The organism is Sedimentitalea sp. (assembly GCF_039973035.1).
In the GTDB taxonomy this organism is placed as follows: Bacteria; Pseudomonadota; Alphaproteobacteria; order Rhodobacterales; family Rhodobacteraceae; genus Sedimentitalea.
Map to the genome: position 1 here is coordinate 112701 of NZ_JBDWLR010000095.1, position 25346 is coordinate 138046.

The 25346-nt window shown below is 59.0% G+C and carries 20 protein-coding genes; 10 read left to right on the forward strand and 10 right to left on the reverse strand.

Going from position 1 to position 25346, the window contains the following annotated elements; genetic code table 11:
• Positions 1–70: 70 nt before the first annotated feature.
• From ABJO75_RS27515 to preA, 3 genes are all read left to right on the forward strand, one after another.
• Positions 71–2326 carry an NADP-dependent malic enzyme gene (locus ABJO75_RS27515; RefSeq protein WP_348128110.1) on the forward strand — a complete coding sequence of 752 codons (2256 nt, stop codon included), beginning with the start codon at positions 71–73 and terminating at the stop codon, positions 2324–2326.
• Between the two features lie 544 nt (positions 2327–2870).
• A complete protein-coding gene (locus ABJO75_RS27520) occupies positions 2871–4193 on the forward strand; it encodes an NAD(P)-dependent oxidoreductase (protein WP_348128113.1) in 1323 nt (440 codons plus the stop codon).
• 48 nt (positions 4194–4241) lie between these two features.
• On the forward strand, positions 4242–5546 hold the full coding sequence (gene preA, locus ABJO75_RS27525; protein WP_348128116.1) for an NAD-dependent dihydropyrimidine dehydrogenase subunit PreA: 1305 nt from the start codon (positions 4242–4244) through the stop codon (positions 5544–5546).
• A gap of 4 nt (positions 5547–5550) precedes the next feature.
• Here preA and ABJO75_RS27530 read toward each other — a convergent pair whose 3' ends face one another.
• Entirely contained in the window at positions 5551–6192 is a 642-nt protein-coding gene (locus ABJO75_RS27530; protein WP_348128119.1) for a TetR family transcriptional regulator C-terminal domain-containing protein, read from the reverse strand.
• 146 nt (positions 6193–6338) lie between these two features.
• On the opposite strand from ABJO75_RS27530, the gene ABJO75_RS27535 reads away from it, so the two are divergent.
• From ABJO75_RS27535 to ABJO75_RS27560, 6 genes are all read left to right on the forward strand, one after another.
• Complete coding sequence (locus ABJO75_RS27535; RefSeq protein ID WP_348128122.1) at positions 6339–7589, forward strand: Zn-dependent hydrolase; 1251 nt, start codon at positions 6339–6341, stop codon at positions 7587–7589.
• A 66-nt stretch (positions 7590–7655) separates the two neighbouring features.
• On the forward strand, positions 7656–9110 hold the full coding sequence (gene hydA / locus ABJO75_RS27540) for a dihydropyrimidinase (protein ID WP_348128124.1): 1455 nt from the start codon (positions 7656–7658) through the stop codon (positions 9108–9110).
• 31 nt (positions 9111–9141) lie between these two features.
• Positions 9142–9945 (forward strand): ABC transporter ATP-binding protein, encoded by an 804-nt coding sequence (locus ABJO75_RS27545; protein ID WP_348128127.1) that lies wholly within the window; start codon positions 9142–9144, stop codon positions 9943–9945.
• Positions 9946–10010: 65 nt separating this feature from the next.
• Positions 10011–10931, forward strand: a complete 921-nt coding sequence (locus tag ABJO75_RS27550; protein ID WP_348128174.1) for an ABC transporter permease — start codon at positions 10011–10013, stop codon at positions 10929–10931.
• On the forward strand, positions 10928–11773 hold the full coding sequence (locus ABJO75_RS27555; protein ID WP_348128129.1) for an ABC transporter permease: 846 nt from the start codon (positions 10928–10930) through the stop codon (positions 11771–11773). The genes ABJO75_RS27550 and ABJO75_RS27555 overlap by 4 nt, the downstream gene beginning before the upstream one ends.
• A gap of 50 nt (positions 11774–11823) precedes the next feature.
• Positions 11824–12816: an ABC transporter substrate-binding protein gene (locus ABJO75_RS27560; protein WP_348128131.1), complete on the forward strand. Its 993-nt coding sequence runs from the start codon at positions 11824–11826 to the stop codon at positions 12814–12816.
• A gap of 47 nt (positions 12817–12863) precedes the next feature.
• On the opposite strand, the gene ABJO75_RS27565 is transcribed toward ABJO75_RS27560, so the two are convergent.
• From ABJO75_RS27565 to ABJO75_RS27585, 5 genes are all read right to left on the reverse strand, one after another.
• Positions 12864–14066, reverse strand: coding sequence for an ABC transporter permease (locus ABJO75_RS27565; protein WP_348128134.1), 1203 nt, complete (start codon positions 14064–14066; stop codon positions 12864–12866).
• A 5-nt stretch (positions 14067–14071) separates the two neighbouring features.
• Positions 14072–15214 carry an ABC transporter permease gene (locus ABJO75_RS27570; RefSeq protein WP_348128137.1) on the reverse strand — a complete coding sequence of 381 codons (1143 nt, stop codon included), beginning with the start codon at positions 15212–15214 and terminating at the stop codon, positions 14072–14074.
• Positions 15211–15921, reverse strand: coding sequence for an ABC transporter ATP-binding protein (locus ABJO75_RS27575; RefSeq protein WP_348128139.1), 711 nt, complete (start codon positions 15919–15921; stop codon positions 15211–15213). Before ABJO75_RS27575 ends, ABJO75_RS27570 begins: the two co-directional genes overlap by 4 nt.
• Positions 15918–16886, reverse strand: a complete 969-nt coding sequence (locus tag ABJO75_RS27580) for an efflux RND transporter periplasmic adaptor subunit (protein WP_348128142.1) — start codon at positions 16884–16886, stop codon at positions 15918–15920. Before ABJO75_RS27580 ends, ABJO75_RS27575 begins: the two co-directional genes overlap by 4 nt.
• A 237-nt stretch (positions 16887–17123) precedes the next feature.
• A complete protein-coding gene (locus tag ABJO75_RS27585; protein WP_348128144.1) occupies positions 17124–18179 on the reverse strand; it encodes an AraC family transcriptional regulator in 1056 nt (351 codons plus the stop codon).
• 373 nt (positions 18180–18552) lie between these two features.
• On the opposite strand from ABJO75_RS27585, the gene ABJO75_RS27590 reads away from it, so the two are divergent.
• The gene (locus ABJO75_RS27590; protein WP_348128147.1) at positions 18553–19392 is read left to right on the forward strand and encodes an EamA family transporter; all 840 of its coding nucleotides are present in this window, start codon (positions 18553–18555) and stop codon (positions 19390–19392) included.
• A 28-nt stretch (positions 19393–19420) separates the two neighbouring features.
• Here ABJO75_RS27590 and ABJO75_RS27595 read toward each other — a convergent pair whose 3' ends face one another.
• From ABJO75_RS27595 to fdhF, 4 genes are all read right to left on the reverse strand, one after another.
• Complete coding sequence (locus tag ABJO75_RS27595; protein ID WP_348128149.1) at positions 19421–20299, reverse strand: bifunctional 5,10-methylenetetrahydrofolate dehydrogenase/5,10-methenyltetrahydrofolate cyclohydrolase; 879 nt, start codon at positions 20297–20299, stop codon at positions 19421–19423.
• 8 nt (positions 20300–20307) lie between these two features.
• Entirely contained in the window at positions 20308–21201 is an 894-nt protein-coding gene (folD, locus tag ABJO75_RS27600; RefSeq protein WP_348128152.1) for a bifunctional methylenetetrahydrofolate dehydrogenase/methenyltetrahydrofolate cyclohydrolase FolD, read from the reverse strand.
• 97 nt (positions 21202–21298) lie between these two features.
• On the reverse strand, positions 21299–22975 hold the full coding sequence (locus ABJO75_RS27605; RefSeq protein ID WP_348128155.1) for a formate--tetrahydrofolate ligase: 1677 nt from the start codon (positions 22973–22975) through the stop codon (positions 21299–21301).
• Between the two features lie 48 nt (positions 22976–23023).
• The coding region (gene fdhF, locus ABJO75_RS27610; protein WP_348128157.1) for a formate dehydrogenase subunit alpha at positions 23024–25346 on the reverse strand (2323 nt) is incomplete at its 5' end.

Genomic DNA, 25346 nt, shown 5'->3' on the forward strand with positions numbered 1-25346 from the left:
ACGCATTCCTGTTGAGGCTCACCGTGCGGCGGGGTATGACGCGTGAACCGCAAATAGGAGAATGCCGGTCATGGCCAAGTTGAAGTACACCCGCGATGAAGCGTTGACGTTTCACTTGGAGCCGACACCGGGCAAGTTCGAAATCCAGGCCACAGTGCCGATGAACACACAGCGGGATTTGTCGCTGGCCTATTCTCCGGGCGTCGCCATCCCATGCGAAGAAATCGCCGCCAACCCGGAAACGGCATATGATTACACCAACAAGGGCAACCTCGTAGCGGTGATTTCGAACGGCACAGCGGTTCTGGGGCTGGGCAATCTCGGAGCGCTTGGATCAAAGCCGGTGATGGAGGGCAAGGCCGTTCTGTTCAAACGGTTCGCCGATGTGAACAGCATCGATATCGAACTGGACACCGAGGACGTTGCCGATTTCTGCAAGGCGGTCAGGCTGATGGCACCGACGTTTGGGGGCATCAACCTTGAGGATATCAAGGCGCCGGATTGCTTCATCATTGAACAGCAGCTCAAGGAAGAGCTGGATATCCCCGTGTTTCACGACGATCAGCACGGCACCGCCGTGATTTGCGCAGCTGGCCTGATCAACGCGCTGCACTTGTCGAACAAAAAGATCGAAGACGTCAAGATCGTGCTGAACGGGGCGGGTGCTGCGGGGATCGCCTGTCTGGAGCTACTCAAGTCAATGGGCGCGCGGAATGAGAACTGCATCATGTGCGACACCAAGGGTGTGATCTGGCAAGGTCGGACCGAGGGCATGAACCAGTGGAAGTCCGGCCATGCGGTCAAGACCGAAGCGCGCACGCTCGAAGACGCGATGAAGGGGGCCGATGTGTTCCTAGGCGTCAGTGTCAAAGGGGCGGTCACCCAGGATATGGTCGCGTCAATGGCCGACAATCCGGTGATTTTTGCGATGGCCAACCCCGATCCCGAGATTACGCCGGAAGAAGCCCACGAAGTGCGGGTGGATGCGATCGTCGCCACCGGGCGCAGCGATTACCCCAATCAGGTGAACAACGTTCTGGGCTTTCCATATCTGTTCCGGGGCGCGTTGGATATTCATGCCCGCGCTATCAATGACGAGATGAAGATCGCCTGCGCCCATGCGCTGGCACAGCTCGCGCGCGAGGATGTGCCGGACGAGGTGGCGCTGGCTTACGGTGAAAACCTGACGTTCGGCCGCGACTACATCATTCCAACGCCGTTTGATCCGCGTCTGATCCACCGTATCCCGCCAGCGGTTGCGCGGGCCGGGATGGACACGGGTGCCGCGCGGCGTCCGATCATCGACATGGATGCCTATGAACTGACGCTCAAGGCTCGGATGGATCCAACGGCCAGCATTCTGCGCGGTTTGAATGCCCGGGCGCGCGCCGCCAAGGCACGAATGATTTTTGCCGAGGGCGATGATCCACGTGTGTTGCGTGCAGCCGTCACCTATCAGCGGTCGGGTCTGGGCAAGGCGCTGGTTGTCGGACGTCCTGACGAGGTCAAGGCGTTACTGGAGACGGTCGGTCTCGGCGATGCTGCCCGCGAGTTAGAGGTCGTCAATGCGGCCAACACCCAGCATCTCGATACCTACAAAGAGTTTCTCTACGAACGATTGCAGCGTCGTGGGTTTGACCGGCAGGATATTCACCGACTCGCCGCACGGGACAGGCATGTATTTTCGGCCCTGATGTTGGCCCACGGACATGGCGACGGGTTGGTCACTGGAGCAACCCGGAAGTCGGCGCATATTCTGGATCGCATCAACCATGTTTTTGATGCTGATCCTGCGCATGGTGTGGCCGGTGTGACGGCCCTCTTGCACAAGGGGCGGATTGTTCTGATCGCGGATACGTTGGTACAGGAATGGCCCGATGCCGAAGATCTCGCGACAATCGCTGAACGGGCAGCGGATGTGGCGCGCCACATGGGTCTTGAACCCCGCGTCGCATTCGTGAGCTTTTCAACCTTTGGCTATCCCGTCTCCGAGCGCGCGGAAAAGATGCATCAGGCCCCCGGAGTGCTCAAGGCGCGCGGTGTTGATTTCGAATTTGAGGGTGAGATGACCGTGGATGTCGCCCTGAATGCGCAATCACAGGCGGCTTATCCGTTTTCGCGCCTGACGGGTCCCGCGAATATTCTGGTGGTGCCCGCGCGGCATTCGGCCAGTATTTCGGTCAAGCTGATGCAGGAAATGGGCGGCGCAACAGTGATCGGGCCGATCCTGTCGGGTCTGGATAAGCCCATTCAGATTTGTTCGTCGATTTCCACTGCCAATGACATCGTGAATATGGCGGTTCTGGCGTCCTGCAAGATCGGCTGATACCGCTTCATGTCGTTGTCTCAGTCAAAAGGCGACGACATTTTCGGATATTCAAACGATCCCTGAGAGGTTCAGGGTATTTTTGCGGGCGCGGTTAGCGCCTCGTCATATGCTGAATCTGCATGGCGCCTGTTGCGTGTCATGTCGCTGTTGCCGATGATCGCAAAGCCATTGCGGGACGGATGGCATTAGCGAGGGACTGCTCGTCAAGAACCGGCTCCAGCCTGGTTTGGATACGCCGAATCAGTGGAGCGGCCTCTACTTCTGAAGCCATACCGTTTCGGGAATTCGAGTTCCGTGACCGCGATGAAGCCCGTTTTTTGCCTCTTCCGTGTGCAGATCGATTCACTCAATTCGCAGGTTTTTCTAATTCTCCGGGCTACTTGGTGTTGCCTGGAGTCACCCAATTTCATCAAAGACGTAATAAAAACAATAGGTTAATTGTCACGTAACCTCCCAATCAGCTCAATCCCGCAACCAAAATTTGACCGTTTGATAAAATTCTGAGTTGTGGCAAGCTAAAAAAAACGCTCAGGGAGATTCAATGACCAGCCCTCATACACCCGGCCTCGTCGCCGGACGTCTTGATGCCGAAGAGATCGCTTTGAATTTTGCCGATCTGCATCCAGCCTATGATCCACATGAAGCGGCAGTGGCAGCGGACCGATGTTACTTCTGCCACGATGCGCCGTGTGTCACGGCTTGCCCAACAGATATCGATATTCCTCTGTTTGTCCGCCAGATCTCCACAGGCCAACCCGAGGCGGCGGCGCAGACGATCTTTGAACAGAACATCCTGGGCGGAATGTGCGCGCGGGTCTGTCCGACGGAAACGCTCTGTGAAGAAGCCTGTGTTCGCGAAGCAGCCGAGGGCAAACCGGTCGAGATCGGACGCCTGCAACGGTTCGCGACCGATGCCGCGATGGCGCGACAAGGGCATCCATTCTTGCGGGCAGAGACCACAGGTAAAAGCATCGGTGTCATCGGTTCGGGGCCAGCAGGTCTCGCCTGCGCGCATCGCCTTGCGATGAAGGGTCACGCTGTCACCATCTACGAAGCACGCGAGCGTCCCGGCGGGTTGAATGAATTTGGCCTCGCCGCTTACAAGACAACCGAAGACTTCGCCGCGCGCGAGATTGACTGGCTGCTTGGCATTGGCGGTATCACGGTGGCTTATGGCAAGACATTTGGGGACAATATCGATCTGCCTGCCCTGCAGCAGGAGCATGATGCAGTGTTCCTTGGTGTCGGACTTGCTGGTGTGAACGCGCTTGGCTTACCCGGTTTCGACCTCCCCGGTGTGCGCAACGCAGTTGATTTCATCGCAGAGCTGCGTCAGGCCGATGACAAGACGTCCATACCCGTTGGGCGTGATGTGGTGGTGATCGGGGGCGGCATGACGGCGATTGACGCGGCGGTACAATCCCGGCTGCTGGGTGCTGCGAATGTAACGTTGGCCTATCGCCGCGGATGCGACGCAATGGGCGCAAGCGGGTTTGAACAAGACCTTGCCGCAAAACATGGTGTGCGCTTGATGACCAATGCCACGCCGGTTGCAGTCCATGGTGATGGTGCAGTTCAGGAAATTGAACTGGAGCATACGCAGGCCGCCAATGGCACCTTGCAAGCCACCGGCGAGCGCTTTCGCGTGCCAGCCGATCAGGTGTTGTTGGCGATCGGCCAGACCCTGACCCAAGATGCGGGCCTCGCCACAGAGCGCGGCAAGATTTCAGTCACCGGACCCGGACGCACCAGCCTTGCTGGCGTCTGGGCGGGAGGCGACTGTACACCGGGCGAGGATCTGACCGTGGTCGCCGTCGCCGAAGGCCGCGATGCCGCCGAGGACATTCACGCCGCACTTTCATAGCGCCGCGCCCAACACATGTCGGGCCCCGGCCCGGAAAGGACCAATACAATGGCAGACCTGACAACCGATTTTCTGGGCATCAAAAGCCCCAACCCCTTTTGGCTCGCCTCGGCCCCGCCGACGGACAAGGAATACAATGTGCGCCGTGCGTTTGATGCCGGTTGGGGCGGCGTGGTTTGGAAAACTCTGGGTGAGGCCGGCCCTCCTGTCGTTAATGTCAACGGCCCGCGGTATGGCGCGATCTGGGGGGCCGACCGGCGGCTCTTGGGCCTCAACAATATCGAACTGATCACCGACCGCCCGCTTGAGGTAAACCTCGAAGAAATGACGCGGGTGAAATGTGACTATCCGGATCATGCGGTTATCGCGTCGATCATGGTGCCGTGCGAGGAGGCATCGTGGAAGGCGATTCTGCCCCGCGTTGCAGAAACCGGTGCGGATGGGATCGAACTGAACTTTGGTTGCCCGCACGGGATGAGCGAACGGGGCATGGGGGCCGCGGTCGGTCAGGTGCCAGAATACATTCAGATGGTCGCCGAATGGTGCAAACAATATTACGACCAGCCGGTAATCGTAAAGCTGACGCCGAATATCACCGATATCCGCTATCCGGCCCGTGCGGCGAAGGCGGGCGGGGCAGACGCAGTCAGCCTGATCAATACCGTATCCTCGATCACCTCTGTCAATCTCGACACGTTCAGCCCGGAACCAAGCATTGATGGCAAGGGCAGTCATGGCGGTTATTGCGGCCCGGCGGTCAAGCCCATCGCGTTGAACATGGTGGCCGAAATCGCCCGCGATCCCGCAACACAAGGCATGCCGATTTCCGGCATCGGCGGCATCACCACGTGGCGCGACGCGGCGGAATACATCGCACTTGGATGTGGCAACGTTCAGGTCTGCACCGCCGCCATGACCTATGGCTTCCGGATCGTCGAAGAAATGAAGCGTGGCTTGTCACAATGGATGGATGAAAAAGGCTATGCCACGATCGAAGACTTCCGGGGTCGTGCGGCGCCCAATGTCACCGACTGGCAGTATCTGAACCTGAATTACGTTACCAAGGCGCGCATCGATCAGGATGCCTGTATCAAGTGTGGCCGTTGCTATGCTGCATGCGAAGATACTTCGCATCAGGCCATCACCATGAGCGAAGACAGGGTGTTTGATGTGGATGACAGCGAATGCGTCGCTTGCAACCTGTGTCTTGATGTCTGTCCCGTAGAAGAGTGCATCACGATGGAGCGCCTCGAAGCAGGCACAACCGATCCCCGGACGGGGCGGGTGATTCCGGCGGAACACGCAGATTGGACATCACACCCCAACAACCCGATGGCGCGGGCGGCGGAATAACGGCCTAGGCGGGCGACAACATGCGCCGGAACAGCGTTTCAAGATGCTGTTCCGCGCCGGGAAACGGATCTGCCCCACCGTTCACCGCGCGCACCTGCACGTCGAAATCGGCATAATGCTGGGTCAGCGACCAGATGGAAAAAATCAGGTGCACGGGATCGACCGGCGCAATCCGTTCGGTTTTGATCCAACCGTTGATGGTTTCGGCTGTTCGGTCGACCAGCGTCTTTAGATCACCCTCAAGGTCAGGCAGGATCGTTGGCGCGCCCTGCAAAATTTCGTTGGCAAATATCCGGCTTTCACGCGGAAAATCCCGCGCCAATTGCAGTTTCCGGCGTACGTATTCGAGAATTTCTTCCAACGGCTCACCGCCATGATCCATCGCCTTGAGCGGATCCAGCCATGTGTCAAGCAACCCGTGCAACAACTCGCGGTGAATCGCCTCTTTTGACGGGTAATAATAGAGCAGATTCGGCTTGCTCAGACCCGCCTGGTTGGCGATCTGATCCAAAGTCGCTCCACGATAGCCATTCCGCGAAAACACTTCCAGCGCGGCCTCCAAAATCAGCTCTCGGTTGCGCTTTTGGATGCGGGTTCTGGGTTTGGTGGGGTCGCCAGGATGCGACTGCGCCAATCTTTTTGTCATCGCCTGCCATTCCCTGCCAAATTTTGATGCGAATGCCGCTTTCGGCGGCGCCACACTTGACTGACCTTGGCTCCGTGGTAGCGTGACTTTGACCGATTGGTCAAATCATGAAATGGCCCGTAGAGGCTAGCAAGACTGGGGATGATATGACCGCACCAGCAGCCAACCTGACCGTCAACGCAGATCGCCTGTGGGATACTCTCATGGAAATGGCCAAAATCGGCCCGGGCGTCGCGGGCGGAAACAACCGACAGACCCTGACCGACGAAGACGCCGAAGGCCGCGCGCTGTTTCAGCGCTGGTGCGAAGAGGCGGGATGCACGATGGGATTGGATCAGATGGGCAACATGTTTGCCCGGCGCGAGGGTACAGACCCCGATGCCCTGCCGGTATATGTCGGCAGCCATCTGGATACGCAGCCGACGGGCGGCAAATATGATGGCATTCTCGGCGTTCTCGGCGGGCTTGAAATCATTCGCACGCTCAACGACCTTGGCATCAAGACCAAGCATCCGATCGTTGCCACGAATTGGACCAACGAAGAGGGCACGCGATATGCCCCTGCCATGCTGTCATCAGGGGTCTTTGCGGGGGTGCACACCCAAGACTGGGCCTATGCGCGCGAAGATCACGAAGGCAAAGCCTTCGGAGACGAGCTGAACCGTATCGGCTGGCGCGGTGACGAAGAAGTTGGTGCCCGCAAGATGCATGCATTCTTCGAATTGCACATCGAACAGGGCCCCATTCTTGAGGCTGAGGGCAAGGACATCGGCGTCGTCACCCACGGTCAGGGCCTGTCGTGGACACAGGTCACCGTCACCGGCAAGGACGCACATACTGGTTCCACCCCGATGCCGATGCGCAAGAACGCTGGTCTGGGCATGGCGCGGATTCTGGAAAAAGTCGAAGAGATCGCATGGTCACACAAACCCCACGCAGTGGGCGCGGCGGGCCATATCGAAGTCTTTCCGAACTCGCGCAATGTGATCCCCGGACGCGCGGTCTTTACCATCGATTTCCGCTCGCCAGACCTCGCGGTCATTCAGGACATGGAAACGCGGCTGAAGAACGAGGCGCAGAAGATTTGCGATGACATGGGGCTTGAGGTTGAATTCGAAAAGGTCGGAGGATTTGACCCGGTGGAATTTGACGCCGCCTGTGTCAGCGCCGTGCGAAACGCCGCCGAGCGATTGGGATATTCCCACCGCGATCTGATTTCCGGTGCCGGGCATGATGCGTGCTGGATCAATCAGGTCGCACCTACCGCAATGGTAATGTGCCCCTGCGTCGACGGGCTGTCGCACAACGAGGCGGAAGAGATATCCAAGGACTGGGCGCGCGCCGGAGCCGATGTGCTGATGCATGCCGTGGTCGAAACGGCAGAGATCGTCACCTGATCTCGACTGAGTCACCGAACAAGAAGGCGCTGAAATAATGCGCTACCGCTATGGGGAGAACGACCAATGAGCACGGTCATCAAGAACGGAACCATCGTCACCGCCGATCTGACTTATGAGGCAGACGTCAAGGTAGAGGGCGGCCGGATCACCGAGATCGGGCCCGACCTGACCGGAGACGAGGTGCTGGACGCAACGGGCTGTTACGTGATGCCCGGCGGGATTGATCCGCATACGCATTTGGAAATGCCCTTCATGGGCACCTACTCCACCGATGATTTCGAGAGCGGCACCCGCGCCGCGCTGGCGGGTGGAACGACAATGGTGGTCGATTTCGCACTGCCGTCGCCGGGTCAGGGGCTGCTGGATGCCCTGCAGATGTGGGACAACAAATCGACCCGCGCCAACTGCGACTATTCCTTCCACATGGCGGTGACGTGGTGGGGCGAGCAGGTGTTTGATGACATGAAAACCGTGGTCGAAGAGCGCGGCATCAACACGTTCAAACACTTCATGGCCTACAAGGGCGCGCTGATGGTCAACGATGACGAGATGTACGCGTCGTTCCAGCGGCTTGCCGAACTTGGCGGGATCGCGATGGTGCACGCGGAAAACGGCGACGTGGTGGCCGAATTGTCCGCCAAATTACTCGCCGAGGGCAATACAGGCCCCGAGGCGCATGCCTATTCGCGCCCGCCTCAGGTCGAAGGCGAGGCGACCAACCGCGCCATCATGATCGCCGATATGGCGGGCGTGCCGCTCTATGTGGTGCATACCAGTTGCGAGGACAGTCACGAGGCCATCCGCCGCGCCCGGATGCAGGGCAAACGCGTCTGGGGTGAACCCCTGATCCAGCATCTGACGCTGGACGAAAGCGAATATTTCAACGCCGATTGGGACCATGCCGCGCGACGCGTCATGTCGCCGCCGTTCCGCAACAAGAAACATCAGGACAGTCTCTGGGCCGGGTTGCAAAGCGGCTCTCTGTCGGTGGTGGCAACCGATCACTGTGCCTTTACCACTGAACAGAAACGCACCGGCGTTGGCGATTTCACCAAGATCCCCAACGGCACCGGTGGGTTGGAGGATCGGATGCCGATGCTGTGGACCCGTGGTGTTGCAACCGGACGTTTGACGCCAGAAGAGTTTGTCGCGGTGACCTCAACCAACATCGCCAAGATCCTGAACTGCTATCCCAAGAAGGGCGCGATCATGGTTGGGTCCGATGCTGACATCGTCGTCTGGGACCCGACCAAGGAAAAGACGATTTCCGCCAACAATCAGCAGAGCGCGATCGACTATAATGTGTTCGAGGGCCAGCAGATCAAAGGCTTGCCGCGCTATACCCTGACACGCGGTCAGGTCGCGGTGATGGATGGCGAGATCAAGACCGAAGAGGGACATGGCGAATTTGTCAGCCGGTCGGCCAACACCACCGTGAACAAGGCGCTTTCCACATGGAAAGAACTGACCGCCCCACGCCCGGTAGAGCGCAGCGGCATTCCGGTGACGGGGGTTTGATGACCATTTACTGCACTGCAAAGTATGACGCATGAGTGAACCAAATCCTGTAACCAACCCTGCCGCACCCGTGATCGCGGCTAAGGGGCTGGACCTGACTTTTCAGACTGCGGACGGACCTGTTCACGCGCTTAAGGACGTGAGCCTTGATATTCCCAACGGATCGTTCGTCAGCTTTATCGGCCCCTCGGGTTGTGGCAAGACCACCCTGTTGCGCTGTATCGCCGGGCTGGAAACGCCAACGGGCGGCAGTCTGACGGTCAACGGCATGACTGCAGACGAAGCGCGGCGGGCGCGGGCCTATGGGTATGTGTTTCAGGCGGCGGGCCTGTATCCGTGGCGCAGCATCGGCGGCAACATCCGTTTGCCGCTTGAAATCATGGGCTTTTGCAAGGCCGAACAGCAGGAACGCATCACGCGTGTGCTTGAACTTGTTGAACTGACCGGGTTTGAAAAGAAGTTTCCTTGGCAATTGTCCGGCGGCATGCAGCAACGCGCCTCTATCGCGCGGGCACTGGCGTTTGATGCCGAGATCCTGCTGATGGACGAACCCTTTGGCGCGCTGGATGAAATCGTGCGTGACCGTCTGAACGAAGAGGTCCTGCGGCTCTGGGACCGCACGCAGAAAACCATCTGTTTCGTAACACATTCGATCCCCGAGGCGGTTTATCTTTCGACCCATATCGTGGTGATGTCGCCCCGTCCGGGTCGGATCACTGATGTGATCGAAAGCCCGCTGCCCCGCGAACGGCCATTGGATATCCGCGATACGCCCGAGTTCATCGAGATTGCCCACAGGGTGCGCGAAGGTCTGCGTGCGGGGTACGAAGAGTGAGCGCCAGCGCCGATCCTGTCGCGCCGACCGCTGCCCGGCGCTGGCGTCTGCCGCCGGTTCTGGCGATGGTTCTTGTTGTGCTGGGCATCTGGTACCTGGCCGTTATTCCGATGAACGTGCAGGATGTGCTGACCCGTGCGGAGCGTGCCGGTGCAACCGTGTCACCCGAAACTGCGGTAGAGCGGCGTGACATGGGGTCTTGGGCATTGGTGGCGCAAAATACGGGGCTGTTAGGCGAAAGCTGGAGCCTTGATCGTCCCCGCCTTCCGGCCCCGCATCAAGTGGCGGCAGAGCTGTATCGTTCGACATTCGACGAAGAAATCAACGGCCGGCGCGGTATCGTCAAATCTGGCAGCCTGTCCAACCGGTCGCTGATCTATCACGGCGGCATCACGCTGAGTGCGACGTTTCTTGGCTTTGTTATCGGCACCGCGCTGGGCATCGCACTGGCGGTTGGCATCGTGCATTCGCGGGTGATGGACATGTCGATCATGCCCTGGGCGATTGTCAGCCAGACCATCCCGATTGTGGCGTTGGCTCCGATGATCATCGTGGTGCTCTATTCCATCGGAATACAGGGTTTGATTCCCAAGGCGGTGATCTCGGCCTATCTGTCGTTCTTTCCGGTGGTTGTCGGCATGGTCAAAGGTCTGCGCTCGCCGGATGCGATGCAGCTCGACCTGATGCGCACTTACAATGCGGGGGCGTTCACGGTGTTGACCAAATTGCGTTTGCCGGCCTCGGTCCCCTATCTCTTTACCTCGCTCAAGATCGCCATCGCCGCCAGCCTTGTCGGTGCGATCGTGGGTGAATTGCCGGTGCAAAAGGGCGGGCTGGGTGCGCGGATGCTGGCGGGCAGCTACTATGGCCAAACCTCACAGGTTTGGGCGGCGCTGTTGATGGCGGCAGGACTTGCGGCCATTCTGGTCTGGTTGACCGGCTGGCTTGAGCGACGCACGCTCAGGGCAATGGGTGGCCAGCCATGAGTCTGGTCATTTTGGCATTGCTGATCTGGGCAGCCGGTTTCGCAGTCAACCTCTGGCTCGCCCGCCCCGCGCGGTCGCAGAGCCGTGCGGCACGGCTGGCTGTGCCATTGATCTTTGGTGCAACGGTGTTGGTCATGTGGGAGCTGATCGTGCGCGGGCTCGAAGTTCCGCAAGTGATCCTGCCACCGCCCAGCGTGATTGCCAGCACCTTCGCCAACAACATTGCGATGCTTTGGGGTGACTTTACCCAGACCATCCTCAAAGGCGCGCTTGGTGGTTACGTGATTGGTTGCAGCGCCGCGTTCCTGACCGCGCTTCTGGTCGACCGGTACACGTATTTGCGTCAGGGTTTGCTCCCATTGGGCAATTTCATGGCCGCCTTGCCCATCGTTGGGACCGCGCCAATCCTTGTCATGTGGTTCGGCTTTGGCTGGCAATCCAAGGCGGCGGTCGTCGTGCTGATGGTGTATTTTCCGATGCTGGTGAACACGGTTGCCGGTCTTTCCGAAACATCTGCGATGCAGCGCGACCTGATGCGTACCTATGCGGCGAGTTGGGGTGAAACGTTGCTGAAACTGCGCCTGCCCGCAGCCATGCCGTTTATCTTCAACGGTCTGAAAGTCAGTACAACGCTGGCGCTGATCGGGGCCATTGTCGCGGAATTTTTCGGCTCGCCAACGCAGGGTCTGGGCTTTCGCATTTCAACCTCTATCGGTCAGCTTGACCTCGGCCTCGTCTGGTCGGCTATCCTTGTCGCGGCGATCACCGGAACGCTGGCCTATGGGTTGGCGGCGCTGATCGAAAAGTGGCTCACCTTCTGGCACCCTTCGCAACGCGGTTAGGGGCCACCCACCCACAAGAAACCAAAACCAAAAACCAACAGGAGACTAACATGAAAAAATCTATGCTGATCGCGGCACTTGCATCGACTGCACTGACCGCTCCGGCCTTTGCCGAAGAGGTCACGCTGCAACTCAAATGGGTGACGCAGGCGCAATTTGCCGGGTATTATGTGGCGCTTGAAAACGGCTATTATGATGATGCCGGGCTCGAAGTTACCGTGCTGCCCGGTGGCCCGGATATCGCCCCCACTCAGGTGATCGCAGGCGGTGGCGCCGATGTCATCGTCGAGTGGATGCCCGCCGCATTGGCAGCCCGCGAAAACGGCTTGCCTCTGGTCAATATTGCGCAACCGTTCAAGTCATCAGGCATGATGCTGACTTGCTGGGCTGATGTTGGGATCGAGGGGCCGGAATCATTGGCCAACCGGACACTTGGCGTTTGGTTCTTTGGCAACGAATACCCATTCCTGAGCTGGATGTCGCATCTGGGGATGGGCACCGATGGCAAGGGTGAAAACAGCGTCGAGGTTCTGAAACAGGGCTTTAACGTCGACCCGCTCTTGCAGCGTCAGGCGGATTGCATCTCGACCATGACCTACAATGAGTATGGCCAGGTTCTCGACAGCGGCGTTGTTCCAGAAGAGCTGATCACCTTCAAATACGAGGATCAGGGCGTCGCCACGTTGGAAGACGGGCTTTACGTGATGGAAGAAAACCTCTCGGATCCCGCATTCGTGGAGCGGATGGAAAAATTCGTCGCGGCGTCGATGCAAGGCTGGAAATGGGCCGAGGAAAACCCCGAAGAGGCGGCGATGATCGTGCTCGATTATGACGAGACCGGCGCGCAGACCGAGGCGCATCAGGTTCGCATGATGACCGAGGTTGCAAAGTTGACTGCCGGATCCAACGGCGCGCTGGATCCCGGAGATTATGAGCGGACCGTGGCAACCTTGCTTGCCGGTGGTTCCGACCCGGTGATCACCAAACAACCCGAAGGTGCCTATACCACAGCCATCACCGACAATGCGCTGGCGGCTGAATAAGCTCTGACAGATCAGGCCCCGGTATAACCGGGGCCTGAACGCGGGGATCAGCCCTGCGCCCTCAATGCGGCAGTAATCGGAAGCTGGGCGGCGGCAAGAGCGGGCAAAAGCCCACCAATGGCCCCGATGGCGAGACCGACAGAGCCAGCCATCAACATCACATCAGCGTCGACGACCAACCGAAATGCCATCCGCGCATCGTTCGCGCCAAGTGTGCTCGCCTGCCAACCATTCATGGCAACCCACGAAATCGCGAGGCCGAGACAAACACCCAGTGTCGCGAGCAACATCGCCTCTACCCAAGTGGCGAGCAGGGCCGACAGACGGCTGAAACCAAGCGCGCGGACTGTGGCGATTTCCACGGTGCGGTCTGACAGAGAACTCATCATCGTGTTGAGGGCACCGGCCACCGCGCCCGCCGCCATCAAGAGCGCAATTGGCCAGCCAAACAACCGAATCAGACGCGCGGTGCCTTCGGACTGGCTCGCATACAGATCCGCCTCGGAAACGATCCGAAACTGTTCAGTGGTCGATTGTTCAATCGCCTGACGGAGCGTTTCAATCGCAGTTGGCTGCACTAGTAGCAGCCTGAGGCTCTGAACCTCGCCCGCGCGGTCGAACGCTCCGCGTACGGTATCGAGATCAGCCCAAATTTCGGACTCAAACGCACTGCCCTGAGCCGAGAAATGACCGGCGATTGTCCAGAATATCGGCCCCAACCGAACCTGTTCGCCGAGGCCGAAACCAGGATAGCTGGCCGCCAATTGATCGCCGACCACGATCTCGCGGCTTCCGGGTGTTGGGAAATGACCGGCTGAAAGCGATATGTCCTGTCGGATTGCGGGACCAGTCGAATCCATCCCTCGCAGGGTCAGTGTGTCGCCTGCGGCATCGTCATGACTGCGATACTCTACTGGCACGACAAGTTCGCGAGAGAGGAGCAGGGCTTTGGAAGGATCGCGGACTACGCCGATATCGCCGCCCATCGCCATGACCGACCGCGTGGTTTCGGCCGGTATCTCCGACTGGCCCTCGTTGCGTGCGCCGCTGCCAAGGATCACGGCGACATCCGGTGATCCTGCGCTTTGCAGCGTTACTTCGAACCCCTTCGCCATGGCAAGAAAGGCGCTGAGAACGCAGACCACCAACATGATCGAGGCGATCATGGAGAGTGAAATGGCCAATCGGCGGGGCAGGCTGAGCATGGCCGCGCGTACCATCGCCATAATTTGTCGTGTGGAAGCTTGCATCTGGGTTACCGCGTTCTGAATGTGGAGAGGATCGGGGTTCGCATGGCGAACAGCGCGGGCAACGCACCAGCGATCAGGCCAAGCAGGAGGACAAGTCCGGTAGCGCGGAGTGCCATTTCTGCATCAAGCACCAAGCCAAGCGCCGCTGGAGCCGCGAGGCTCGCCAGTTTGGCAAGGCCAAGACCGACCGCGCCGCCGATCACAAAGATAAAAAGTGCTTCGGTGAGGACGAGGTACAGGATGCGCGATCTGGCAAAACCCAATGTCTTGAGTACGCCGATTTCGAAGCGCCGCTCGCGCAGTGCGAAAACCAGAGTGTTGATGACGATCATCAAGAGGGTCACAAACGACACTGCGACAACCAGTATCACGACGCGTTTGACATCGGCATATTGGCTCAAAAAGGCGCTTAGGAACTGTTTTTCTGACAATGTTCGGGTCGGGGCCGCGGAGTTTGCGAAAAGCGTGTCGATGCGGGCCGCCAATTCTTGTGGCGCGATACCAGCTTGCGGGCGCAGGGCAAATGTAACGGCCGTGTCCTTGTTCTTGGCGCGCGCGGTATTGATGTAATCGTACTGGGCCAGAACAAAGTAGGTATCGGTGCTCGCATGCGCGCCCTCAAATATGCCCACGATCTCGAAACGCCAGTCGCGGCTTCCATCGCTCTTTTTGGTGCGAAATGCCGATAGGGTAATGTGATCGGTTACGCCCCACCCTTGCGCATCTGCGAGCGCTCGGCCGACCAGCACCTTGTCGCGACCACCATCAAGTGCGTCGACAAGGGCAGGGGTCAGGCCAAGTTCTTGGCCGCTGACGGCCATCAGTTTCTCCGGATCGCCTGCGCTGACTGCAACGGCATTACGCGCATCACCAACGGTGCCGCGCAAGCGGGTGACCGGGCTGACATCTGCAACCCCCGGCAGTTCCGCGATGCGTGGCAGGTAGGCCAAAGGCAAAGGCTGTCCGCGACCGGCTGCATTCATCACGCCGAGGATTTCATTGCTCGCCGCTGCAGTCCCCTGCGAGCCTGCGACGAAACTGGCGGTTAGCCCATAGACCAGAAAGGTGATCGCGACCGAGATGATCAGCAACACGCTGCGAAACGGTTTTCGCATCGCGCTCTTGCGGGCAAATGCGAGAAAGGTCATGCCGCCACCCGCGCGTTTTCAACAAAAACGCCCTTGTCGAGATGGAGTATGCGCGTCGCCTTGGCGGCGGCCTCGGGATCGTGGGTTACCATCACGATGGTCTTGCCAAGTTCGGAGTTGAGAAAACTCAGCATCGCCAGTACATCGTCTGCCGATTGCCGGTCCAGATCACCGGTGGGTTCATCGCACAACAGCAGATCGGGGTCGGCCACGATGGCCCGGGCAATGCCGACGCGCTGTTGCTCACCACCCGACATCCGCGACGGGTTCTGACGTCCGCGCCTACCAAGACCGACAAGGTCCAGAACCTTTGCAACCCGCTCCTGCCGTTCACGTGCGGATAGCGGTTTTAGAAGCAATGGCAGCTCGACATTCTCCGCCGCCGTTAACATGGGTAGCAGATTGTAGAACTGAAAGACGATTCCCATGTGATGCGCCCGCCAGGCAGACAGGCTGGTTTCGCCCATTTGATCGAGGGCTTGATCGCCGATGCGAATGCCGCCGCTGTCTGGCTGATCGATGCCCGCGAGCAAGTTCAAAAGGGTCGATTTTCCGGACCCCGATGGGCCCATGATCGCGAGAAATTCGCCCTTGGGTATCGAAAGGTCGAGATCGGAAAAGATCGGCAAAAGTTCTGATCCCGTCCGATAGGATTTGTGGACGCCAGAAAGGGATATGAATGCGTTGTCGGTGTTGGGTATCGTCATTGCGAAAGGTCTCCAGAGTGGTTGGTCGAAGGTGAATCTGGGTTGGGCAGAATGAAGCGAATACGGGCCGCCATACCGGGCCGCATTCCCTGAGGGGGCTCGACCGGAAAAAGTCGCAGCTCAACGGTGCCTCTCGCGGCGTTCACTTTGGGTGCGATGTTTTGAACCTCGAACGAGAACGGTTGGTCGGGAAATGCGTCCAGTACGGCTTTGCCAGCCAAACCGTGCCTTAGTTCAGCAATCGTCTTTTCGGCCACGTCGGCGTCGATCGCCAAACGGTCCATACGCGCGATCGTCATCAGACCGATCCCGTCATGGATGGCGTCAATCCGGTCAAGCACCGCATCCCCGACATGCGCGGAAAGCTGTGTCACGGTTCCTGCGATCGGCGCGCGGACGGTCAAGTCGGCAACGCGATCCTCGGCGACCCGCAACGCAAGGTTGGCCTTGTCCTGATTTGCCTTGGCCTGTTCGACCGCGTTGGCTGCGCTAAGAAATACGGTCTTGGCGTCTTCCAGCCGTTCGCTGGCGACGACCCCACGCTGATTGAGCGCGGTTTGCCTGTTCAACACGGTCTCGGCTTGCCCAAGTGAAATGAGTGCCGCGGCAAGTGACAGTTCGGCAGAGGTAACGACGAGCTGTGCCTCTTCTGCGGCGAAGCGTATTCCGGTCTCATCCATCGTGAGCAGTGGATCACCGGCAGCAACAACGTCGCCGAGTTGGACGTGGATCCCTGTGATACGCCCGCCTCGTTCGGCATAGACCGCGGCCATCTGTGGGGCCACGACATAGCCCGAGCCGGTGATTTCGCTGTGGGTCGGTTGGACCACGGCAGCCGGTGCTGTTTGTTGTGGTTGCGAAAGCGGCGCATCCTTGGGCGCCTGTCCTGCCGATGTGTTGAGCGAGTCGGAAATGAGGCGCACGACGCCTGGACCGGAAATGACAGCGGCCCCGATCAGAAGCATGACCGCTCCGGCCAGAAAGATCTTTCCTCTTTGTTGAATGTGTTCTTTCGGAGCTGGCGAAGCGACTCCGGGTGAAGCGGCAGATGAAGCTGAGAGCTCTCTCAGCGTCGCGGCCAGTTTGCGGTCATGATCAGTGAATGTGTTCATGCCACCAATATCGGCGACAGAATGACAATCCGAGACCTAGATCACGAAATGCTACGTTCTGAATCGCGACTTAGTCGGTTTGTATCGCCGTTATTTTGTGGGGCTTAGAACAGCGGCTTGCGATTTACGCCATTCCAGCGGGGCTTGTCCCGTCACCCGACGGAATTCACGGTTGAAATTCGATTTGGTCTGAAATCCGACCTCGAACATGATTTCGGTCACCGGGCGCGTTCCGGCCCGCAGATGATCGCAGGCCTCGGCGATCCGGAAATCATTCACATACTGCGAGACATTCTTGCCGGTCATCCGGTTGATCGCACCAGAGATCTGTCGAGACGGGATCACCGCCCTGCGCGCGAGACGGTCAAGGTTAAGATCAACATCCCGATAGATGCGGGTTTGCTTCATCAGCGTTTCAACGGTTGCAAGAACCTCGGGATCGTCGGTCGTTTCGGTTTCAGGTCGGTCCGGGGTTGGCGACGTGTTGACGGCATTGTGGTCAATATCGCCCGGCGTGCGCCCCCTGCTGGCCGCCGCGCCGGCGATAGCGAGCAACAGCAAGGTCGCAACATTTCCAACAGAGACCAGCAGCGGCAGGTGGCGTGCGCCGGTCAGGGCAATGTCGAGTGTGATCGATGTGTCGACGATGGCCGAAAACATCAGCGCGCACGCGGCAAAGACCAGCGCGCGGTGCGCGGCACCGGCCCCATCAAGCGCCGCAAGACGCAGCGCATCGGCACCGGACCAGAGCAGGCGCAGGATCAGGATCGCATAAATGACGAACGTGCTGATGATGATCACATCAAGCGCAACCGGCCACACGATCAGGGAAACCATCACAAGGACAAAGGGGATGCAGTGCGGTGCGAGCGTTCTGAAATTCATCAAGGGCTGCGGACCGACAAGGTGGAGCGCTCCGAACAACACCATTGGCGCCATCACGCTCGCAAGCAGCGGCGAGAGAAACCCGACCCATTCGACGCCATAGCCAAAGCGCAGGCCAACGAGCAGTGACTGGGTGGCGGCGAGAGCGATGAGTGCCAGAAACGGATAGTTCTGCGGTCGCTCGTCACCGGCTCTTGCGACGCCTGCGAAAAGAAGGGCCAGCAGGATAGTGACGACGAAAGGAAGTGGAACAAAGATCATGAAACAGTATCGACTCAGAATTTGATGCAACAGGTACAGAAACAAGTGGGGCGGTACAAATTTGCACGTGCAAAGCGAATAGTCTTGCGATCCATCTACACGATCCGGGCTTCAATCGCCACAGATGAGGGTGGTTCGGTCGGGGCACGCACGCAGGCCGACGGGCCGGATTTCATCGGGCCTGCATCCTGACGGAGCAACAATACCAAACATGGGAAAAATCTAGACTTCAGTATGGTTTACAGTCCGGAGAACTTGGACGAAAAGAAGTGGAAGAGAACTCCGCTTTGTGGAAACGGAATGGGGTAATCCTGATCAAATTGCCGCATTCAACGCGCCTGTGTAATTCCCTTGGGATCAAGAAAGAACAACGATGTCACTCTTGCTTGGATTGGTCGCCGCCTGCGCCTGGGCGTTTCACGATATTTGTGTGCGCGGTGTCAGCCAAAAAACCCGCATACTTCCCGCGCTGCTGACCGTGCTGGTGGCTGGCACCGTCATGCTTGTGCCTGTGGCTGCCGTACAGGGTGGATTTGCGGAGATGACGACCAAGTCTTACGCGCTTGCGGCCGTTTCCGGCGTAGTGTTCGGCCTTGCCAGTCTCAGCCTCTATGGGGCCTTTCGGATCGGGCCGGTACGCTTGGTTGCACCCATCATCGGGGCCTATCCGGTGGTCTCGGTCGGTTGGGCCGCTGCGAACGGGACATCCATTTCCGCGTGGCAATGGATTGCCGTGATTGTCGTGGTTCTGGGCGTTGCCCTTGTTGCGACATTGTCGGATTCAGAAGAGACCCATGGCGAGACCATGCGAGCGGTGGTTTTGTCCGTCATCGCGGGCATTGGTTTTGCTGCTACCTTCGCAGCCAGTCAGGCTGCGGTACGTTTTGGCGCGGAAATGCCTGTGATCCTGACCGGGCGGGTTTTTGCGGCGGCGACGATCGGTTTGATCCTGATCCTGCGGCGCGAGCGATGGAATATAGACCGGAGCGTGCTGTACCTCTTGCTGGCAATGGCTCTGCTTGATGCCACGGCGCTTGCTTCGGTTACTTCGGCGGCCACGTTTCCGCATCCGGAATTTGCCGCCGTTGCATCGTCGCTGTTTGGGCTGCTGACGGTCATTCTGGCATGGCTCATCCTAAAAGAACCGATGAGCCGTGCGCAGTGGGGAGCCGTGGTGATGGTGTTTTGCGGGATCGGCTATCTGGGGGTCTAGGGCGTTTCCACCCCACAATCGTATGGCTTTAGTTGATCCAGCCTGCCGCCAACTGGCGTTTGTGGGCGACCGTTGCATTGCGCATCAGGATCGCGACGGTGACCGGGCCGACGCCGCCGGGAACTGGTGTTATCCAGCCCGCAACGTCAAGCACCGCATCCGTATCCACGTCACCGACAATACGTGTCGTGCCATCAGGATCCACGATCTGGTTGATGCCGATATCAATCACTGCGGCGCCGGGTTTGATCATGTCGGGCCCGATCAAATGGGCCTTGCCCACGGCCACGACCACCACATCCGCGCGCCGCGAATGCATCGCGACCGAGCGTGTCATGTGATGACAAACCGTCACGGTCGCGCCTTCGGCCATGAGCATCATCGCCGCAGGTTTTCCGACGATCTCGGAATGGCCGATCATCACGACCTCAAGACCCTTTAGATCAAGCCCGGTTTCTTTGATCAGCTCGACCGAGGCCGCCGCCGTACAGGGGGCGAGAGCCACATCGGAATAGACGATATTGCCAATAGATGCCGGGTTCATACCCTCGACATCCTTGAGCGGATGGATCGCCGATTGCAGGGATCGGACGTTGATATGGTCGGGCACTGGACGTTGCAGGATGATCCCCAACACATCCGGATCATCGTTCATGTCGGTGATCAGGCGCTTGCATTCTTCCTGAGTGACCTCATTACCCCAAAGTTGCTGGTCGAACCGCAATCCGGCTGCGGCAGCACCGCGGGCCTGATTGCGGACATAGACAGCAACCTCGGGGTTGTCACCGATGCTGATCGAAACCAACCGCCCAACCGGTCCGCCACGCTGGCTTTCCACATAGGTTTTGACCTCGTTCAGGATCCGGACACGGACCGCCTTACCGTTCAGCAGCCGATGGTCGCTCATCGCATCTTTCATGCCGTCAGGCCCTCGGGCTCCGGCAGGCCATTCGCCCGGCAGCATGCGGTCAGAGTATTCGCGAGCAGGCAAGCGATGGTCATTGGGCCTACTCCGCCGGGCACCGGAGTGATCGCACCGGCAACCGCTGCGCAGCTGTCAAAATCAACATCGCCCACAAGGCGCGTTCCGCCTTCGGGTTTGTCGATCCGGTTGATGCCCACATCGATGACGGTCGCGCCGGGTTTGATCCAGTCGCCGGGAACCATCTGTGGCCGTCCAACAGCGGCAACCACGATGTCGGCTCCGCGCACCACGTCGGGCAGATCCTTGGTCCGGCTGTGTGCGATTGTTACGGTGCAGCTGTCGCCCAGCAAAAGCTGTGCCATCGGTTTGCCGACGATGTTGCTGCGCCCCAGAACCACGGCGTTCATGCCGGACAGCGATCCGTGGTGGTCTCGCAGCATCATCAGACAACCGAGCGGCGTGCAGGGCACCATGGATTTCTGTCCGGTTCCCAACAATCCGACATTAGAGATGTGAAACCCGTCCGCATCCTTGGCCGGGTTGATTGCATTGATCACCAGATCGGAATTCATGTGTGAGGGCAGCGGCAGTTGCACCAGAATGCCGTGTACGGCGGGGTCGTTGTTCAGCTTTTCGATCAGCGCCAGCAGATCTTCTTCTGATGTATCGACGTCCAGCTTGTGTTCAAAGCTGGCCATACCGACCTCGGTCGTCATCTTGCCTTTGGAGCGGACATAAACCTGCGAGGCCGGGTCTTCTCCGACAAGCACCACGGCGAGACCGGGAGTGATGTCATGGTCGGCTTTCAGGCGCGTAACCTGCTCCGCGACCTGGGCGCGAACGGTTGCGGCAAAGGCTTTTCCGTCGATGATCTGGGCGGTCATTTTGTCTCGATCCTCATGTCGGTGTCACGTCGGTTTCCTAGATCGCGGGTGCGCAGTCAATGCGCACCCGTGACATTCTTGATAGGAAGGGAAGGTCTTAGAACAACCCTTCGATCTGTCCATCCTTGTTCAGCATGATCTGCTCGGCGGAAGGCACACGCGGCAGACCCGGCATTGTCATGATCTCGCCGCAGATGACGACAACAAAGCCCGCGCCTGCTGCAAGCCGGACTTCCCGCACAGGCACCGAATGACCGGTCGGCGCACCGCGCCTGTTTGGATCGGTGGTAAAGCTGTATTGCGTCTTGGCCATGCAGATCGGCAGGTTGCCGTAACCCTGCGATTCCCATTCATGCAACTGGTTGCGGATCTTCTTGTCTGCCAACACGTCGTCGGCGCGATAGATACGCTTGGCGATGGTTTCGATCTTTTCCATCAGTGGCATGTCGTCGCCATAGATCGGAGCAAAGCTTGCCATATCGGCATCGGCAATTTCCGCCACCCGCTTGGCCAGGTCTTCGGAGCCTTTGGAGCCGAATTCCCAATGCTGGGACAGGATCGCCTCAGAGCCATGCTCGCGGACGTATTCCTTGACCGCTTCGATTTCGGCATCGGTGTCGGTGACGAAATGGTTGATCGCGACCACGACCGGTACGCCAAAGCTCTTCAGGTTTTCGATATGACGGCCAAGGTTCGGGCAACCCTTCTTGACGGCCTCGACGTTCTCGGCGCCCAGATCGGCCTTGGCCACGCCGCCGTTCATTTTCATCGCACGCACGGTGGCAACGCAGACCACGACAGACGGTGCGATCCCAGCCTTGCGACATTTAATGTTCATGAACTTTTCGGCGCCCAGATCGGCCCCGAAACCGGCCTCTGTCACCACGTAGTCCGCCAGTTTCAGCGCCGTGGTTGTTGCCGTGACCGAGTTACAGCCATGGGCGATGTTGGCAAACGGGCCACCATGCACAAAGGCCGGGTTGTTTTCGAGCGTTTGCACGAGGTTCGGCTGCATCGCGTCTTTCAGAAGCACGGTCATGGCGCCATCGGCCTTGATATCGCGCGCATAAACCGGCGTACGGTCGCGGCGGTAGGCGACGATGATATCGCCGAGACGCTTTTGCAAGTCTTCTAGGTTCAGTGCCAGACACAGGCAAGCCATGACCTCGGACGCCACGGTGATATCAAAACCGGCCTGACGCGGGAAACCGTTGGCCACACCGCCCAGCGAGGTTACGACATCGCGCAGGGCGCGGTCGTTCATGTCCAGAACCCGGCGCCAGACGACGCGACGCAGGTCAATCTCGCACTCGTTGCCCCAATAGATGTGGTTATCGATCATCGCGCTGAGCAGGTTGTGGGCACTGGTAATCGCGTGAAAGTCGCCTGTGAAGTGCAGGTTCATCTCTTCCATAGGCACAACTTGGGCGTAACCGCCACCTGCGGCGCCACCCTTCATGCCAAAGCACGGGCCAAGCGATGCCTCGCGGATACAGATCGCGGCCTTTTTTCCAATCCGGTTCAGACCATCACCAAGCCCAACAGTAGTCGTGGTCTTGCCTTCGCCAGCAGGCGTCGGGTTGATCGCGGTGACAAGGATCAGCTTGCCGTTCTCGTTGCCTTGCACGCTGTCGATGAATGTCTGGCTGACCTTGGCCTTGTCGTGGCCGTAAGGCAGCAGGTCGTCACTGCTGATGCCAAGCTTTTCGCCGATCTCCTGAATCGGGCGCTTCTTGGCTTCGCGTGCAATCTCGATATCGGATTTATAGGCCATTCTTACTCTCCGTTGGTCTCCGCCATCCGGCGGACTGGGTGTTGGGTGTTATTCGGCGACTATTGCTGTTGCAGGTTCCACCTTGACGGCGGCGAACTTGAACTCGGGGATCTTGCCATAGGGGTCCACGGCAGGATTGGTCAGGATATTGGCTGCCGCCTCGACATAGGCGAAGGGGACAAAAACCATATCCGGGCTGATGGCGCGATCTGCGCGCGCCATGATCTCGATCGAGCCACGCCGCGTGGTCAGGCGCATCATGGTGCCCGGCTCGACCCCAAGATTGCGCAGCGTCGCAGGGTGCAGCGAAGCGTTGGCCTCGGGTTCGACAGCGTCCAGAACCGAACTGCGTCGTGTCATCGACCCGGTGTGCCAGTGTTCCAGTTGCCGTCCCGTCGTCAGGATCATGGGAAAGTCCAGATCAGGTGCTTCGTCAGGGGCGATGATGCTGGCTGGTGTGAACCTTGCCCGCCCTTCGGTGCGCGGGAAACCATCGCCAAACACCACGGCCTGACCGGGATCGGTTGGCGAGAGGGATGGGTAGGTGACGGTTTCAACTTCCAGCCGTTCCCATGTAATGTTGTCGAGGCTCTTCATATTCAGCGCCATTTCAGTGAAGATTTCGCGCGGATGGGTGTAGGTCCAGTTCAGCCCGATGCGCCGGGCCAACTCCACCGTGACCTCCCAATCTTCGCGGGCATCGCCCGGTGGCGCGACGGCCGGGCGTACCATCTGCACCTGCCGGTTGGTGTTGGAAACAGTGCCGGATTTTTCATAAAGCGCTGAGGCTGGCAGGATGACATCGGCATAGTTCGCCGTTTCCGTCAGGAAAATGTCCTGTACAACCAGATGTTCCAGTTTGGCAAAGGCCTCGCGGGCGTGATCCACATCCGGGTCCGACATCGCGGGATTTTCACCCTGAATATACATCGCGCGGGTGTTTCCGGCATGGATGTCATCGACGATCTCGGTGACGGTCAGGCCCTTTTCGTTGCTGAAATCACCCGAGCCCCAGACATCGGTAAATGCCTTGCGCACCGTGTCGTCAGTCACGCTCTGATAGTCCGGCAGGAACATCGGGATCAGCCCGGCGTCACTGGCACCCTGTACATTGTTCTGGCCGCGCAACGGGTGCAGCCCGGTGCCGGGGCGCCCGATTTGACCCGTCATCAAGGCCAGCGAAATCAAACAGCGGGAATTGTCCGTGCCGTGAATGTGTTGCGACACGCCCATGCCCCAAAAGATCATCGCTGATTTGGCACCGGCAAAGGTGCGTGCGACGTCGCGCAGCACTTCGGCATCGATCCCACAGATCGCGGCCATCTTTTCCGGGCTGAAATCGGCCAGATGCGCCTTTTCAGCTTCCCAGTTCTCGGTGAAGGCTTCGATATATTGCTGATCGAACAGGTTTTCTTCGACAATCGTCGCCATAATCGCGTTCAGCATGGATACATCGGCACCCGGACGAAATTGCAGCATGTGAGATGCGAACCGTTTGAGCCCGACCCCGCGCGGATCCATGACGATCAGCTTGCCGCCACGCTTAGTGAACTGTTTGAAATAGGTCGCGGCGACCGGATGGTTTTCAACCGGATTGGCTCCGATGACGATGGCCACATCGGTGTTTTCAATCTCGTTGAACGTTGCGGTGACAGCTCCACTGCCGACATTTTCGATCAGTGCCGACACGGATGAGGCATGGCACAGCCGCGTGCAGTGATCGACGTTGTTGTGGCCAAACCCTTCGCGGATCAGCTTTTGAAACAGATAGGCTTCTTCGTTGGTGCATTTGGCAGAGCCGAATCCGGCGATCGCCCTACCACCATGCGCCTGCGCAAGTCGCGTCATGCCATGTGCGGCAAAATCCAGCGCCTCGTCCCACGTGGCCTCGCGGAAATGTGTCGATAGGTTGCCGGGATCGACGTTCAATCCCTTAGCGGGTGCATCCTCGCGTCGGATCAGGGGTTTGGTCAGTCGATGCGGGTGGTGAATGTAGTCAAAGCCAAACCGGCCCTTCACACAAAGTCGCCCTTCGTTTGCGGGGCCGTTGATCCCCTCGACATACTTCACTCGGCCATCCTTGACCTTGAGGCTGACCTGACATCCAACGCCGCAGAAGGGGCAAATGCTCTTTGTTTCGCTGTCGAAGTCCGCGCTGTCGCCGACCTGTGCATTATCAACAACGGTGGAGGGCATAAGCGCCCCAGTTGGGCATGCCTGAACGCATTCGCCGCAGGCGACGCAGGTTGAGGTGCCCATGGGGTCGGCGAAGTCGAATGTGGGGTAGGCGTCGTGGCCGCGGCCCGCCATGCCGATGACGTCGTTGACCTGAACTTCGCGGCAGGCGCGGACGCAGAGGCCGCATTGGATG

Bases quoted from the DNA above. Each gene is read 5' to 3' on its own strand.
- ABJO75_RS27515 (WP_348128110.1), top strand. From the start codon at position 71: ATGGCCAAGTTGAAGTACACCCGCGATGAAGCGTTGACGTTTCACTTG.
- ABJO75_RS27520 (WP_348128113.1), top strand. From the start codon at position 2,871: ATGACCAGCCCTCATACACCCGGCCTCGTCGCCGGACGTCTTGATGCC.
- preA (WP_348128116.1), top strand. From the start codon at position 4,242: ATGGCAGACCTGACAACCGATTTTCTGGGCATCAAAAGCCCCAACCCC.
- ABJO75_RS27530 (WP_348128119.1), bottom strand. From the start codon at position 6,192: ATGACAAAAAGATTGGCGCAGTCGCATCCTGGCGACCCCACCAAACCC.
- ABJO75_RS27535 (WP_348128122.1), top strand. From the start codon at position 6,339: ATGACCGCACCAGCAGCCAACCTGACCGTCAACGCAGATCGCCTGTGG.
- hydA (WP_348128124.1), top strand. From the start codon at position 7,656: ATGAGCACGGTCATCAAGAACGGAACCATCGTCACCGCCGATCTGACT.
- ABJO75_RS27545 (WP_348128127.1), top strand. From the start codon at position 9,142: ATGAGTGAACCAAATCCTGTAACCAACCCTGCCGCACCCGTGATCGCG.
- ABJO75_RS27550 (WP_348128174.1), top strand. From the start codon at position 10,011: ATGGTTCTTGTTGTGCTGGGCATCTGGTACCTGGCCGTTATTCCGATG.
- ABJO75_RS27555 (WP_348128129.1), top strand. From the start codon at position 10,928: ATGAGTCTGGTCATTTTGGCATTGCTGATCTGGGCAGCCGGTTTCGCA.
- ABJO75_RS27560 (WP_348128131.1), top strand. From the start codon at position 11,824: ATGAAAAAATCTATGCTGATCGCGGCACTTGCATCGACTGCACTGACC.
- ABJO75_RS27565 (WP_348128134.1), bottom strand. From the start codon at position 14,066: ATGCAAGCTTCCACACGACAAATTATGGCGATGGTACGCGCGGCCATG.
- ABJO75_RS27570 (WP_348128137.1), bottom strand. From the start codon at position 15,214: ATGACCTTTCTCGCATTTGCCCGCAAGAGCGCGATGCGAAAACCGTTT.
- ABJO75_RS27575 (WP_348128139.1), bottom strand. From the start codon at position 15,921: ATGACGATACCCAACACCGACAACGCATTCATATCCCTTTCTGGCGTC.
- ABJO75_RS27580 (WP_348128142.1), bottom strand. From the start codon at position 16,886: ATGCTTCTGATCGGGGCCGCTGTCATTTCCGGTCCAGGCGTCGTGCGC.
- ABJO75_RS27585 (WP_348128144.1), bottom strand. From the start codon at position 18,179: ATGATCTTTGTTCCACTTCCTTTCGTCGTCACTATCCTGCTGGCCCTT.
- ABJO75_RS27590 (WP_348128147.1), top strand. From the start codon at position 18,553: ATGTCACTCTTGCTTGGATTGGTCGCCGCCTGCGCCTGGGCGTTTCAC.
- ABJO75_RS27595 (WP_348128149.1), bottom strand. From the start codon at position 20,299: ATGAGCGACCATCGGCTGCTGAACGGTAAGGCGGTCCGTGTCCGGATC.
- folD (WP_348128152.1), bottom strand. From the start codon at position 21,201: ATGACCGCCCAGATCATCGACGGAAAAGCCTTTGCCGCAACCGTTCGC.
- ABJO75_RS27605 (WP_348128155.1), bottom strand. From the start codon at position 22,975: ATGGCCTATAAATCCGATATCGAGATTGCACGCGAAGCCAAGAAGCGC.